Raw genomic sequence first — 13,564 nt, 5'->3', positions numbered from 1 at the left:
GTCCTTGGGCACTGACAGGGGGCCGGCGTGAGCGAAGGCAGTCTCGAGGGCCTGGTCGAGGCCCTGCGCCGCCTGCCCGGCGTGGGCGTCAAGTCGGCCCAGCGCATGGCCTACCACCTGCTGCAGCACGACCGTCCGGGCGCCGAGCGCCTGGCCTTGGCGCTGCAGCAGGCCGTGGGCCATGTGCGGCACTGCGAGCGCTGCCACACCTTCACCGAGGCGCGCATCTGCGCCACCTGCCTCGACCCGCAGCGCGATGCGCGCCAGTTGCTGGTGGTGGAGTCGCCGGCCGACCAGGCCGCGCTCGAGCGCAGCGGCAGCTACAAGGGCCTGTACTTCGTGCTGATGGGCCGGCTGTCGCCGCTGGACGGCATCGGCCCGGCCGACATCGGCGTGCATCCGCTGCTCGACCGCGTGGCCGACGGCCTGGTGCAGGAGGTGATCCTGGCCACCGGCTTCTCGGCCGAAGGCGAGGCCACGGCCCATGTGCTGGCCGCCACACTCAAGGCGCGCGGCCTGGCCGTCACCCGGCTGGCGCGCGGCGTGCCGGTGGGCAGCGAGCTGGAGTACGTGGACCTGTCGACGCTGGCCCATGCGCTGAACGACAGGCGCTGAGCAAGCGGCGCTGAGCAACCGCCGCAGAGCAACCCGCGCTGAGCAACCGGCACCACCGCGTCGCCGGCCTGAACCGATCTGCTTCCAACACACACCATGAGCGACCTCACGCCCGCCCTGCACAAGCTGTCTGCCGCCATGCCGGGCGAGCCCACGGTGGATCATCCGCGGCCCGAACGCCTGCTGCACGGCAACCCGAGGCGCGAGACCTGGGCCACCAGCAGCCGGCCGCTGGGCGGCGGGCTGAGCCTGCACCAGGGCGTGTGGCGCTGCGCGCCGGGCCACTGGCGCATTGCCTTCGGGCCGCAGGAGCACGAGCTGTTCACCGTGCTGTCGGGCCGCTGCCGCGTGCATGCCGCAGCCGGTGGCTACCAGGAGGCCGGGCCGGGCGAGGCGCTCAGCATCCCGCCGGGCTTTGAGGGCTCGTTCGAGGTGCTGGAAACGCTGACCAAGACCTACGCGATCGTCGACCGCGATTGAGCCCCGGGCCCGCGGTGTGCGGGCGCGTGAAGCTCAGGCCTGCGGTGTGCGGGCGCGTGAATCTCAGGCCTGCGGCACGCGGGCGCGTGCCGTGGGCCCCGGCTTCTGGATGCGCTTGCCGGTGCTGGCGCGTGCGGCCGTGCGCACCGCCGGTGCCTTGGCCTTGGCCCGGGCCACGGCCTTGCTGCCGGTCTTGGCTTCGGCCGGGGCGCCGAGCCTGGCCTGGGCCACCGCGCGGGCCTTGGTGGCACCGCGGTTGGGCAGCATCACCACGATGGCCTGGCCGGGCTTGAAGCGCCCGCCCACGCTGGTGCCCGGGTTCCATTGCGCCACCTGGGCAGCGCTCACGCGGTAGCGGCCGGCCACGGCGGCCAGCGTCTCGCCGCGCTTGCCGGCCTTCAGCGTCACCCGGCGCAGCGGCGGCAGATCGGGCGACAGCGCCAGCATCGCGTTGTCGGCGATGTGTTCGGCCACGTCTTCGCTGCGGTGGGCCTGGCGCGGCACCAGCAGCGTGGAGCCGGCCTTGACCAGCATGCGCGGCGGGATGGCGTTGAGCTCGCGCAGCTCGGCCTCGTCCATGCCCACCAGGCGCGCGGCCTCGGCGGTCTTCAGCGTCTTGGGGGCCACCCAGGCCGTCCACTGCGCCAGCGGGCCCTTGGCCGATTGCAGCGCGCGCACGAAGCGGTTGGCGTTGTCATAGGGCAGCAGCACCTGCGGCGTGCCGGCGGCCAGGATCACCGGCTTGTTCATCTGCGGGTTCAGCGCCTTGAACTCGTCGAGCGGCAGGCCGGCCAGCTGCGCAGCGCGGGCCAGGTCGATGTCGCGGTCGATGCCCACCGAGATGAAGTAGGGGTGGTTGCGCAGCTGCGGCAGCACCAGGCCGTAGGCCTCGGGCCGGGCCACGAGGTTCTTCACCGCCTGCAGCTTGGGGTAGTAGTTGCGCGTCTCGTCGGGCATCGACAGGCTCAGGTAGTCGGTGGGCAGACCGGCCTTCTGGTTGCGGTTGATGGCGCGCTGCACATTGCCCTGGCCCCAGTTGTACGCGGCCAGCGCCAGCTTCCAGTCGCCGAACATGCCGTGCAGCGTCTGCAGGTAGTCGAGGGCGGCGCGGGTGGAATCGAGCACGCTGCGGCGGTCATCGCGGAACACGTTCTGCTTGAGCGCGAAATCGCGTCCGGTGCCGGGGATGAACTGCCACATCCCGGAGGCCTTGGCACTCGACATGGCCTGCGGATTGAACGCGCTCTCGATGAAGGGCAGCAGCGCCAGCTCGGTGGGCAGGCCGCGGCGGTTGACCTCTTCGACGATGTGGAACAGGTAGCGGCCACCGCGCTCGGTCATGCGCTGCACGTACTCGGGCCGCGAGGCATACCACTGCTCCCACTTGCGCACATGGTCGGTCTCGAGGTCGGCGATGGCCAAGCCCAGGCGCACGCGGGCCCACAGATCGGTCTGCGCCGCAACGTCGTCGAGGTTGATGCGCACCGTGGGCTGCAGCGGGTCGATGGCGATCGGCGCGGCGGCTTCCTCGGTGGCCGCAGGCAGGGCCGCGGCGCCGGCCGGCGCGGCCGCCGTGCTGGACAGAAACAGCGCCGACGGGCTGGACGAGGCCACTGCGGACAGGGGCAGGGCGGCGCTGGCCCCGTCGCCGCGGCTGCCGGCCTCGGCCTGGGCGTTGCCGGTGGCGTTGGGGGTGTTGGGGGTGGCACAGGCCGCCAGCAGCAGGGCCACGGCCACCGTGGCCGCCCGCTGCACCCAGTGGCCGGCTGGGGCCGCGGGGCCGGCCTTAGCGGTGTGGCCATCGGCACCCGGCAGGCCGGGCCCATCGGGCAGCTGGCACGCGGCAGTCAAGGGCAGGCCCGGGTGGCGAGGGCGGCGGTGGTGGGGAGGTGTCATCGAAATCGGTTTTTCCATTCGCGCAGCGCGCCCAGCACGTCGGGCCCGCTGTCGTTGGCCGCCCCCTGCGCCAGGGCGGCGGCAATCACGCTGGGCTGGGCGCAGCGCATGAAGGGGTTGATCTGGCCTTCCAGCATCAGCGTGGAAGGCAGGGTGGGCTGGCCCGCCGCGCGCAGCGCGCGGCAATGGGCGATGTGGCTGGCCACGGCGGCATTGTCGGGCTCGACCGCGGCGGCAAAGCGCAGGTTGCTCTCGGTGTACTCGTGGGCGCAGCACACGCGGCTGCTGGCTGGCAGGGCCGCCAGCGCGGCCAGCGAGGCGTGCATCTGCGCCGGCGTGCCCTCGAACAGGCGGCCGCAGCCGGCCGAGAACAGGGTGTCGCCACAAAACAGCACCGGGGCCTGCGTGCCGGCCCCTGGCCACCAGTAGGCCACATGGCCGGCGGTGTGGCCCGGCACCTCGATCACCGTGAAGCCCAGGCCCAGCAGTGTCACGGTGCTGGCGGCCTGCACCGGCACAAAGGGTTCGGGGATGGCCTCGCGTGCCGGGCCGAACACGGGGCCCTGCAGGCGCGGCCGCAGCGCCGCGATGCCGCCGACATGATCGGGGTGGTGGTGCGTCACTAGAATGCCAGCCAGCGCGAGGCCCTGGGCATCGAGTGCGGCTTGCACCGGCGTCGCGTCGCCCGGATCCACGACGAGGGCGCTGTGACCATCGTGCAGCATCCAGACGTAGTTGTCCGAGAAGGCGGGCAGGGCGACGAGATTCATGACGCGTTTAGAGGCAATTATAGAGTTGGGCCACTGGTGGCAAAGCCCGCCCGGCCGCTATCTGCTGGCCTGGGAGCAGCGCCAGCTCGACGCGCTGGTCAACGACCTGTTCGGCTTCCATGCGCTGCAGCTGGGTTTGCCGCAGCTCGAGGCGCTGCGCGCCAACCGCATGCCGCACCGCTGGCTGGCCACCGAGGCGACGCTCGACGACGAACTGCCGCCGGTGCCGCTGCCGCCGGTGGACGACGCGCTGTCGACGCTGCTGCCGCAGGATTCGGCGCTGGTCGGCAACGCGGCGCTGCTGTGCGACTTCGACGCGCTGCCGTTTCCGGCGCAAAGCCTCGATCTGGTGGTGCTGCCGCACGCGCTGGAGCTGGCGCGCGATCCGCACGACACCTTGCGCGAGGTCGAGCGGGTGCTGCGCCCCGAGGGCCGGGCGCTGATCCTGGGCTTCAACCCGGCCAGCCTGTGGGGCCTGCGCCAGCGCGCCGGCCACCTGCGCCAGCGGCTGGGCATCGGCGGGCCGCTGTACCTGCCGCAGGCTGGCGAGTTCATCGGTTTCGGGCGGGTGCGCGACTGGCTGCGCCTGCTGGGTTTCGAGGTTGAATACGGCCGCTTCGGCTGCTGGCGCCCGCCCTTGCGCAGCGAGGGCTGGCTGGAGCACTGGCGCTGGATGGAGGGTGCCGGCCAGCGCGCCTGGCCGGTGCTGGGTGCGGTGTACGCGGTGCAGGCAGTCAAGCGGGTGCGGGGCATGCGCCTGGTGGGACTGGCGCGGCGCCGGCAGGTGCTCAAGGGCGCGGCGCCGGCGGTGGTGGCGCAGCGCCAGCCGCATGCGCCGCAGCGGGCCGGGGCGCGGCCGCTGGCTGCGCCGGCCCATGGGCCAGACAGGATTCTTGAAATGGATGGGTATGACTGAACGCGTGGTGATCTACACCGATGGCGCCTGCAAGGGCAATCCGGGGCCGGGCGGCTGGGGTGCCTGGCTGCGCTGGGGCGAGCACGAAAAAGAGCTGTTTGGTGGCGAGCCCAACACCACCAACAACCGCATGGAGCTCACCGCGGTGATCGAGGCCCTGGCCTTGCTGAAGCGGCGCACGCCGGTGGCGGTGTACACCGACAGCGAGTACGTCAAGAACGGCATCACCACCTGGATCCACAACTGGAAGCGCCGCGGCTGGCGCACCGCCGACAACAAGCCGGTGAAAAACGACGACCTGTGGAAGCGCCTGGACGGCCTGGTGGCCGAGCACGAGCTGCAGTGGCACTGGGTGCGCGGCCATGCCGGCGATCCGGGCAACGAGCGCGCCGACCAGCTGGCCAACCGCGGGGTCGAGTCGCTGCGTGGCCGGGCCTGAGGCCGCAGAGGCTGAGAGTCTCTCAGCCATGCCCGCCCTGCACGCCAATGCGCGCCAGCGCGTGGTTGCCCATGCTCGCCATGGCGCGGGCCATGGTGGGGCTTTGAGCCCAGATCCGGGCCGCTTTGGGGCGCGCTTCAATCACGGCTGGCCAGCGCTCGGCCTTTGACGGCCCCGCCTGGGCCGCGCAAACCGCCGTTCACCACCCTCGGGGCCCCGTGGGCGGGTGCACAGGGTTACATTCGTCCGCATGGGTCTCGTACGCAGCTGATGAAGAACAAACTCCACATCGTCCTGGTCGTTTTGGGCCTGCTGCTGGCTGTGCTGGCGGCATGGTGGTTGCAGCGGCCGTCGTCGGCGCCTGGCGCGTCGTCGTTGTTGCACACGGGCGCCGCCGCGCCGGCGGGTTCGGCGCCCCGCGGGGCCGCTGCGGCCGGCCCGGCCGGGCCCGGTGGGCCGGTGGCGGTGGAGGTGGGCCGCGTCGAGCGCGCCCGGCTCGAGGACGATGCCCAGGCCGTGGGCTCGCTGCGCTCGAACCAGGGCGTGATGCTGCGCCCCGAGGTCAGCGGCCGCATCGTCAAGCTGGCCTTCGCCGATGGCCAGCGGGTGCAGCGCGGCGCCTTGCTGGTGCAGCTGGACGACACGCTGCAGCAGGCCCAGCTGCAGCAGTCGCAGGCCCAGGCCGGCATTGCGCGCACCAATCTGCAGCGCAGCCGCGAGCTGCTGGCGCAGAACTTCATCAGCCAGAGCGCGGTCGACCAGAACGCCGCCGCGCTGGACGTGGCCCAGGCCCAGGTGGCGCTGAGCCAGGCCCAGCTGCAGCGCATGCGGGTGCTGGCACCGTTTGACGGCGTGCTGGGCATCCGTGCCGTCAACGTGGGCGACTACGTCAAGGACGGTGCCGACCTGGTGACGGTGGACGACGTGTCGTCGATGTGGGTCGACTTCCGGCTGCCCGAGCGCTACCTGCCCAAGCTGAAGCCGGGCCAGGCGGTGGCCATCGACCTGGACGCCTTGCCCGGCCAGCGGGTGGCCGGTCGCATCGGCGCGCTCGACGCGCAGCTCGACGCCAACGGCCGCTCGGTGCTGGTGCGCGCGCGCGTGCCCAATGCCGACGGCCGCCTGCGCTCGGGCATGTTTGCGCGGGCCCGGGTGCTGTTCGAGGTGCGCGAGGGCGCGCTGCTGGTGCCCGAAGAGGCGCTGGTGCCGATGGCCGGCAAGCAGTTCGTGATCAAGGTGATCGATGCGCCGCAGGGCGGCAAGCTGGCGCGGCGCATCGAGGCACGGCTGGGCCAGCGCGCCAATGGCAAGGTCGAGCTGCTGGCCGGCGTGGCCGAGGGCGACGTGGTGGTGCTGGCCGGCCAGGCGCGGCTGATGCGGGGCGATGACCTGCCGGTGCGCGTGGTCGATCTGGCGCGGCCGGCCGGCGCGCCGCGGCCGGCATCGGGCGCGGCGTCCGGCCCGGGCATGGGCCCGGCCATGGCCGCCAACCCGGCCTCCAGGGCGCAGCCATGAAGCTGTCGGAAGTCTCGATCCGCCGTCCGGTCTTTGCGACGGTGATGTCGCTGCTGGTGCTGCTGCTGGGCGCGGTGTCGTTCAAGCAGCTGGCGGTGCGCGAGTACCCGCGCATCGACGAGCCGGTGGTCAATGTCAGCACCCGGCTGCCGGGTGCGTCGTCGGAGGTGATCGAGAGCCAGGTGACCAAGATCCTGGAGGACTCGATCGCCGGCATCGACGGCATCGAGATCCTGACCTCGATCTCGCGCAGCGAGCAAAGTCAGATCACCGCGCGTTTCAAGCTCAGCAAGGAGCCCGACGCAGCGGCGGCCGACGTGCGCGACCGCGTCTCGCGGGTGCGCGGGCGCCTGCCCGACGCCATCGACGAGCCGGTGATCGCCAAGGTCGAGGCCGATGCGTTTCCGGTGGTGTGGCTGGCCTTCACCAGCGAGACCATGAGCTCGCTGCAGGTCACCGACATCGTCAACCGCATCGTCAAGCCGCGGCTGCAGACCGTGCCCGGCGTGGCCGATGTGCAGGTCAACGGCGACCGCCGCTTTGCAATGCGGGTGTGGCTCGACCCCGACAAGCTGGCCGCCTACCGCCTGACCACGCAGGACGTGGAAGACGCGCTGCGGCGCCAGAACCTCGAGGTGCCGGCCGGGCGCATCGAGAGCGTCAAGCGCGAGTTCAACGTCACCGCGCGCACCGATCTCAACACCGTGGCGCAGTTTGGCGAGGTGGCGCTGAAGGTCGGCAACGGCTTCACCGTGCGCCTGAAGGACGTGGCACGCATTGCCGAAGGGCCGGCCAGCGAGCGCACCAGCGTGCGCCTGAACGGCGTGCCCTCGGTGAGCCTGGGCGTGATCCGCAATGCCACGGCCAACCCGCTGGACATCTCGGCCGGCGTGCGCGAGGCGCTGCCGCGGGTGCAGCAGGATCTGCCGCCGGGCCTCAAGGTGCAGGTGGCCAACGACAACTCGGTGTTCATCGACCGCTCGGTGAAATCGGTGTTCAGCACCATCACCGAGGCGGTGGTGCTGGTGGCGCTGGTGGTGTTTGTGTTCCTGCGCACGCTGCGGGCGTCGATCATTCCGCTGGTCACCATTCCAGTCAGCCTGATCGGCACCTTTTCGCTGATGGCGCTGGCCGGCTTCACGATCAACACGCTGACGCTGTTGTCGCTGGTGCTGGCCATCGGCCTGGTGGTGGACGACGCCATCGTGGTGCTCGAGAACATCTTCCGCCACATCGAGGAAGGGCTCGAGCCCTTCCAGGCCGCGCTGAAGGGCGCCAAGGAGATCGGCTTCGCGGTGGTGGCCATGACCCTGACCCTGGCCGCGGTGTTTGCGCCGCTGGCCTTCACGCCGGGGCGCACCGGGCGGCTGTTTGTCGAGTTTGCGCTGGCCCTGGCCGGGGCGGTGCTGGTGTCGGGTTTTGTCGCGCTGACCCTCACGCCGATGATGTGCAGCAAGCTGCTGCGCCACAACCCGAGCCCCAACTTCTTTGACCGCGGCATGGAGCGCGTGCTGGTGGCCATCACCAGCGGCTATTCGGCCGCGTTGCGCTGGGTGTTGCGCCACCGCTGGGTGCCGCTGCTGGTGATGGCGGCCTCGGGCTTGGGCAGCTGGGCGCTGCTGGCCAGCACCAAGAGCGAGCTGGCGCCGATGGAAGACCGCGGCGTGGTCATCGGCACGGTCAGCGGCCCCGACGGCGCGACGCTGGGCTACACCGAGCGCTACATGCAGGCCATCGAGCGCATCGGCATGGGCATTCCCGAGTTCGACCGGGTGTTCGTGGTCACCGGCAACCCCTCGGTGGCCCAGGGCAGCGCGATCATGCGCACCACCGACTGGAGCGAGCGCAGCCGCAGCACGCAAGAGCTGGCGCGGCTGCTGCAGCCGCAGTTTGGCGCGCTGCCGGGCGTGAGCGCGTTTCCGGTCACGCCGCCCAGCCTGGGCCAGGGCTTTCGCGACCGGCCGATCAACTTCGTCATCGTCACCAGCGACAGCTACGAGAACCTGTCGCGCGTGGCCCAGCAGATGCTGGCCGAGATGGCCAAGAACCCCGGCATTGCCCAGCCCGACAGCGACCTGCGCCTGAACAAGCCCGAGCTGCTGCTGGAGGTTGACCGCGAGCGCGCCGCCGACGCCGGCGTGGCGGTTGACCAGGTGGCGCGCACGGTCGAGACCATGCTCGGCGGCCGCGCCGTCACGCGCTACAAGCGCGAGGCCGAGCAGTACGACGTGATCGTGCAGACCGAGGACTTCGGCCGCGCCCGGCCGGCCGACATCGAGCGCCTGTTCGTGCGTGGCCGCAACGACACGGTGGTGCCCTTGTCGGCGCTGGTGAAGGTGCGCGAATCGGTGAGCCCGCGCGAGCTGAACCACTTCAACCAGCGCCGCTCGGTCACCATCACCGCCAACCTGGCGCCGGGCTACTCGCTGGGCGAGGCGCTCGGCTTCATGGACGCCACCGCGGCCACGGTGCTCAAGCCCGGGTACGCCACCGAGCTGAACGGCGTGTCGCGCGAGTACCGCGACTCCAGCGGTGCGCTGGCCATGGTGTTCGTGCTGGCGCTGGTGTTCATCTTCCTGGTGCTGGCGGCGCAGTTCGAAAGCTTTGTCGATCCCTTCGTGATCATGCTCTCGGTGCCCTTGTCGATCGTGGGCGCGCTGGGCGCGCTGCAGCTGGCCGGCGGCACGCTCAACGTCTACAGTCAGATCGGCTTGGTCACGCTGGTGGGCCTGATCACCAAGCACGGCATCCTGATCGTCGAGTTTGCCAACCAGCTGCGCCAGGAGGGCCGGGCGGTGACGGATGCGGTGGTTGAGGCCGCCAGCCTGCGCCTGCGCCCGATCCTGATGACCACCGGCGCCATGGTGCTGGGCGCGCTGCCGCTGGCCCTGGCCACCGGTGCCGGCGCCGAGAGCCGCCAGCAGATCGGCTGGGTGATCGTGGGCGGCATGAGCCTGGGCACGCTGCTCACGATCTTTGTGGTGCCCACGGTGTATGTGCTGCTGGCGCGCCGCGCCGTGCCGGGCGAGATCACCACGCCCGAGTCCGGCGGCCCGGCGGCCCATGCCGCCCCGCTGGCCGGCGACCAGGCCGCCGGCTGAGCGCCTGGCCGCCCGTCAGAACAGGTCGCAGCGCAGGCGCTGACTGTCGCGCAGCGCCTGCAGCCCGGCCGCCCCCAGCTGGGCGCCCAGCACGGCGTCGAGCGCCTGGCCCAGGCTGTCGCGGCCGCCGCAGACATGCAGGCTGGCGCCGGCCGCCAGCCAGGCCTGCAGGCGCGCGGCCTCGGCCTGCAGCCGGTGGGTGACATGCGGCGCCTCGGGTGTGTCGCGCGAGAACACGCGGTCCAGGCGGCTGAGCACGCCGCTGTCGAGCCAGCTTTGCAGCTGGGCATCGAGCAGGCTGTCGTGCGCGGCCTGGCGTTCGCCGTACAGCAGCCAGGCGTTGTGCCCGGCACGCTGCAGCGGCCCGCGCCGCAGCGCCTGCTGCGCCAGGCCATGCAGCAGGCCCAGCAGGCCGGCCAGGCCGGCGCCGTGGCCGATCAGGATCACCGGCCGGTCGAGCGAGGGCGTGAGCCGGAAACCCGGGTTGGCGCGCAGTCGCAGCGGCACCGTCTCGCCCAGGCGCAGGCCCTGGCACAGCCAGCCCGAGGCCAGGCCGGTGTGGCGCTGGCCATCGGCCGTGGCCACCTGGCGCAGGCGCACCAGCAGCTGCAGCGCGCCGGGCGGGACACCGGCTGAGGCCGTGGCTTCGGCGCCAGCCGGTGAAGCAGGTGATGCAGGTGATGCGGGTGATGCAAGTGATGGCGCCAGTGCCGCCAGTGCCGCAGGCGGGTCGCCCAGGCCGTGCGGCGCGGCCGCGCCAAGTGCCAGCCGGCCGGGCACATTGGCCACCGAGTAGTCGCGTGGCAGCGCTGGCGGCAGGGCCGTGGATGCGCTGTCGGTCGCTGGCAGCACCTGGGCCAGGTCGCCGGCCTGCCACTGGTGCGCCGAGGCATCGGCATCGGCCGGCGGCAGCAGGGTCAGCAGGTGCATCGGCGCGCCCAGGCTGCCGGGGTTGAGATGCTCGCGGCGGATCAGGCGCCAGGGCAGCCAGGGCGGGGCGGGCGGCATGGCCGGCATGGCCAGTGTGGCCGGCGTGGCGCTGTCGTGCCCGCGGGGGCCGAGCAGGCCCTGCAGCAGTTGCTGCCAGCCGCCCAGCGCGTCGTCGTGCAGGGCGTCGTTGCGCAGCAGCGGAAACAGCGCGCGGCTGCCGCTGGCGTCCAGCCAGTGGTGCAGGCGCTCGCCAAAGGCGCAGAAGTGCGGGTAGCGGCGGTCGCCCAGCGCCAGCACCGCATGCTGCAGGCCCTGCAGCGGCGCCGGCTGCTGCAGGTGGCGTTCGGCAAAGCTGGCCACCTCGTCGGGCGCATGGCCCTCGCCGCTGGTGGCGGCCACCAGCAGCAGCTGGCCACCGGCACGCGCATGGGCCTGCCAGTGCGCCAGCTCGATGCGGTGCAGGGCCGCGGCCAGCGCCGGCCGGCCGGCGGCCTGCAGGTGGGCCGCAGCCTGCTCGGCCAGCGCCCGCGCGCGGCCGGTCTGGCTGGCCCACAGCACCCAGCACGGCGCCGGGCTGCCGTGTGGCATGGCCTGCGGCGTGCTGGGGGGTGCGGCCTGGGGCGGCGTGTCTGGCAGAAGGTGAAGCGGGGCGCGGTCGCGCCGGCTGCGCCGCCAGGCCCACAGGCACAGGCCCAGCCAGGCGCCGACGGCCAGCACCGCGCCCAGCAGGCGCGGCGTGCCGATCTCGGGCCCGGGCATCATCGGTCGGCGCTGTCCCGCAGGGCCTGCCAGGCCGGGCTCTCGACGCAGCGCCAGCCCGCCCCGGGCGTGGCCGGGCGCTGCAGCCAGCGGGCGGCCAGGCCCTGGCAACGCGCCAGCGCCAGGCCGGCCTCGGGCCCCAGCACCAGCAGCGCGGTGCTCCAGCCGTCGGCCCACAGGGCCTGGGGGTGCAGCACGCTGACCGAGGCCACGCCGTGGCGGATGGGCTCGCCGCGGCGCGGGTCGAGCGTGTGGCTGCAGCGCCGGCCGCGGGCGTCGGTGTAGTGGCGGCGGTAGTCGCCCGAGGTGGCCACGGCCAGGCCGTGCAGGGCCAGGCGGGTGGCGGCCCAGGGCAGGTGCCGCGGGTCCAGGCCCGGCTCGGGCGGCTCGAGATCCACCCACCAGGGCAGACCGCTGGGGCGCAGGCCCTGGCCGCTCAACTCGCCGCCCACGTCCACCAGGTGGTGGGTGCAGCCGAGGGCGGCCAGGCAGCGGCTCAGCCGGTCCACCGCATGGCCCTTGGCAATGGCGCACAGGTCGAGGCAGATGCCGCCGGGCTGGGTGATCTGCGCCGTGTCGGCCGACCAGGCCAGGGCGTCCCAGGCGGCCTGGCCGCGGGCGGGGGGCGGGTGCAAGGCATCCGCCGTCTCGGCCTGCAGCGGCGGCTGGAAGCCGGTGGCCTGGTAGGCCGGCGTGCGGCCGTCGGCGCCCGGGCCGAAGCCCCAGTGCCCAACCAGCGCGCCGGCGCAGGGGTCGAAGGCGCCGCCGCTGGCGCGGGCCACCCGCAGCGCGGCATCGAGCACCTGCGCAAAGGCCAGCGGCAGCACATGGCGGCTGCCGGCGGGCGCGCGGTTGAAGCGCATCAGCGCGCTGTCGGGGCGCCAGGTGCTCATCTCGGTGTCCACCCGGTCCAGCTCGGCCTGCAGGGCCTGGCGCACGCGGGCCAGCGGCACCGAGGGCGGGGCGTGGAACAGCGCCGACCAGTGCGTGCCCATGCTGGCGCCGGCCAGGCGGTGGCAGGGCTGGCCCCAGGGCGGCGGCTCGCCCTCGATCAGCGCCGGCAGCAGCACCTGGCGCGCGGCCGCTGCGGTGGCGGGCGGGTGGATCGGCGCGTGGGTCGACGGGTTCATCGGCTCCATCATCGGCACGCCTGTCGGCGTCGGGGGCAAGCTGCGGGGGGCCGCGGGCCGGCTGGCGGGGGCCACCGGCCATCGGCCGCAGTGCAAGGGGCTGCTGCGCATGGGGCCGCTGCGCACGGGGTGGCTGCTGCTCAGCGCGGCAGCACTTCGAAGGTGACCGACAGGCCGGCGCGCTGCAGCGGCTTGTCGCGGGTGCCGGCCTGGGCTGGCGCGGCACCGGGGGCTGCGGCCGCCGGCCGGTCGCCATGGCTGGCGCCCAGGAAGTAGCGGCCGGCCTCGGCCCAGCGCAGCGTGACCACGCCCTCGGCGTCGCTGGTCAGCAGCTCTTCGCCCATCTTGTAGCGGTAGCGGTTGCCCTCGCGCAGCAGCTTCAGCGTGGCACCGGGCAGCGGGCGGCCGTCGAGCAGCAGGCGCAGCCGGGTGGTGTCGCCCACGCTGAGGTCGGAGGCGGCATCCAGCGGCAGCACTTCCAGGCCCTGGCCTTCAGCGGCAAAACGCGGCTGGCCGGCGCGCTCCTTGCTGACGAAGGTCTGCTGGCGCGCATGGGTCAGCGTGATGCCTTGCAGCACCTGGTCGGCTGGCACTTCCTTGGCAAAGGCCTCGGGCGTGCCGCGAAAGCGCCGCGTCTGCTCGCCCTCGCGCCAGCTGGCCATCACGCCGCGGCTGACATGGCTGATGCGGTAGCTGCCGTCGGCCACCAGTTTCAGGTCGAAGCTTTCGCGGTGGCGCGCGGCGCTGCGGTTGGCCAGCTCGCGCGGCTGGCCGTCAGGGCCGGTGATGAGCACGGTGTCGAGCTTGAGGGCGCGCTCGAAATGGAACAGGTCCTCGGACACCGCGGCGTCGAAGGCGATGGTGGCTTCCTTGCCGTCGACATGGCTTTGCACCGGCAGCAGCCAGGTCAGGTGGGCACGGGCCGGCACGGCCAGCAGCAGGCCCAGGGCCAGGGCCAGCGCAGCGGGCAGGGGGTGGGGGCGTGGGCGGATGGGCATCTCGGGTCTCCGGGC

11 protein-coding genes are annotated in these 13,564 nt (G+C 72.9%); 6 read left to right on the top strand and 5 right to left on the bottom strand.

What is annotated here, in order from left to right; translation table 11 throughout:
• Positions 1-27: 27 nt before the first annotated feature.
• Both recR and N4G63_RS15865 read left to right on the top strand, forming a co-directional pair.
• Complete coding sequence (gene recR, locus N4G63_RS15870) at positions 28-615, top strand: recombination mediator RecR (protein ID WP_314599920.1); 588 nt, start codon at positions 28-30, stop codon at positions 613-615.
• A gap of 96 nt (positions 616-711) precedes the next feature.
• Positions 712-1,095: a cupin domain-containing protein gene (locus N4G63_RS15865; protein WP_260786422.1), complete on the top strand. Its 384-nt coding sequence runs from the start codon at positions 712-714 to the stop codon at positions 1,093-1,095.
• A 63-nt stretch (positions 1,096-1,158) separates the two neighbouring features.
• On the opposite strand, the gene N4G63_RS15860 is transcribed toward N4G63_RS15865, so the two are convergent.
• Positions 1,159-2,850, bottom strand: a complete 1,692-nt coding sequence (locus tag N4G63_RS15860; RefSeq protein ID WP_443112083.1) for a transglycosylase SLT domain-containing protein — start codon at positions 2,848-2,850, stop codon at positions 1,159-1,161.
• Positions 2,851-2,987: 137 nt separating this feature from the next.
• Positions 2,988-3,761 carry a hydroxyacylglutathione hydrolase gene (gene gloB, locus N4G63_RS15855; protein ID WP_260786420.1) on the bottom strand — a complete coding sequence of 258 codons (774 nt, stop codon included), beginning with the start codon at positions 3,759-3,761 and terminating at the stop codon, positions 2,988-2,990.
• Here gloB and N4G63_RS15850 point away from each other — a divergent pair.
• The 4 genes from N4G63_RS15850 to N4G63_RS15835 all read left to right on the top strand — a co-directional run bounded on the left by N4G63_RS15850 (position 3,760) and on the right by N4G63_RS15835 (position 9,732).
• Complete coding sequence (locus N4G63_RS15850; RefSeq protein ID WP_260786419.1) at positions 3,760-4,677, top strand: class I SAM-dependent methyltransferase; 918 nt, start codon at positions 3,760-3,762, stop codon at positions 4,675-4,677. The genes gloB and N4G63_RS15850 overlap by 2 nt on opposite strands.
• The gene (gene rnhA / locus N4G63_RS15845) at positions 4,670-5,116 is read left to right on the top strand and encodes a ribonuclease HI (protein WP_260786418.1); all 447 of its coding nucleotides are present in this window, start codon (positions 4,670-4,672) and stop codon (positions 5,114-5,116) included. Before N4G63_RS15850 ends, rnhA begins: the two co-directional genes overlap by 8 nt.
• A gap of 270 nt (positions 5,117-5,386) precedes the next feature.
• A complete protein-coding gene (locus N4G63_RS15840; RefSeq protein ID WP_260786417.1) occupies positions 5,387-6,631 on the top strand; it encodes an efflux RND transporter periplasmic adaptor subunit in 1,245 nt (414 codons plus the stop codon).
• Positions 6,628-9,732: an efflux RND transporter permease subunit gene (locus tag N4G63_RS15835; protein WP_260786416.1), complete on the top strand. Its 3,105-nt coding sequence runs from the start codon at positions 6,628-6,630 to the stop codon at positions 9,730-9,732. The genes N4G63_RS15840 and N4G63_RS15835 overlap by 4 nt, the downstream gene beginning before the upstream one ends.
• Positions 9,733-9,747: 15 nt before the next feature.
• Here N4G63_RS15835 and N4G63_RS15830 read toward each other — a convergent pair whose 3' ends face one another.
• The 3 genes from N4G63_RS15830 to N4G63_RS15820 form a co-directional block, all read right to left on the bottom strand.
• Complete coding sequence (locus tag N4G63_RS15830; protein ID WP_260786415.1) at positions 9,748-11,424, bottom strand: flavodoxin domain-containing protein; 1,677 nt, start codon at positions 11,422-11,424, stop codon at positions 9,748-9,750.
• A complete protein-coding gene (locus N4G63_RS15825) occupies positions 11,421-12,551 on the bottom strand; it encodes an FAD:protein FMN transferase (protein WP_314599919.1) in 1,131 nt (376 codons plus the stop codon). The genes N4G63_RS15830 and N4G63_RS15825 overlap by 4 nt, the downstream gene beginning before the upstream one ends.
• Before the next feature lie 140 nt (positions 12,552-12,691).
• On the bottom strand, positions 12,692-13,549 hold the full coding sequence (locus N4G63_RS15820; RefSeq protein ID WP_260786413.1) for a DUF4198 domain-containing protein: 858 nt from the start codon (positions 13,547-13,549) through the stop codon (positions 12,692-12,694).
• Positions 13,550-13,564 lie beyond the last annotated feature (15 nt).

Origin of the sequence: Aquabacterium sp. OR-4 (genome assembly GCF_025290835.2) — a bacterium.
GTDB lineage: Bacteria > Pseudomonadota > Gammaproteobacteria > Burkholderiales > Burkholderiaceae_C > Pseudaquabacterium.
This window is presented reverse-complemented; position numbering and strand designations above follow the sequence as displayed.

Coding starts and splice junctions, on each gene's coding strand:
- N4G63_RS15820 (WP_260786413.1), bottom strand. CDS start 13,549: ATGCCCATCCGCCCACGCCCCCACCCCCTGCCCGCTGCGCTGGCCCTG.
- gloB (WP_260786420.1), bottom strand. CDS start 3,761: ATGAATCTCGTCGCCCTGCCCGCCTTCTCGGACAACTACGTCTGGATG.
- N4G63_RS15835 (WP_260786416.1), top strand. CDS start 6,628: ATGAAGCTGTCGGAAGTCTCGATCCGCCGTCCGGTCTTTGCGACGGTG.
- N4G63_RS15830 (WP_260786415.1), bottom strand. CDS start 11,424: ATGATGCCCGGGCCCGAGATCGGCACGCCGCGCCTGCTGGGCGCGGTG.
- N4G63_RS15825 (WP_314599919.1), bottom strand. CDS start 12,551: ATGAACCCGTCGACCCACGCGCCGATCCACCCGCCCGCCACCGCAGCG.
- rnhA (WP_260786418.1), top strand. CDS start 4,670: ATGACTGAACGCGTGGTGATCTACACCGATGGCGCCTGCAAGGGCAAT.
- N4G63_RS15850 (WP_260786419.1), top strand. CDS start 3,760: ATGACGCGTTTAGAGGCAATTATAGAGTTGGGCCACTGGTGGCAAAGC.
- N4G63_RS15840 (WP_260786417.1), top strand. CDS start 5,387: ATGAAGAACAAACTCCACATCGTCCTGGTCGTTTTGGGCCTGCTGCTG.
- N4G63_RS15865 (WP_260786422.1), top strand. CDS start 712: ATGAGCGACCTCACGCCCGCCCTGCACAAGCTGTCTGCCGCCATGCCG.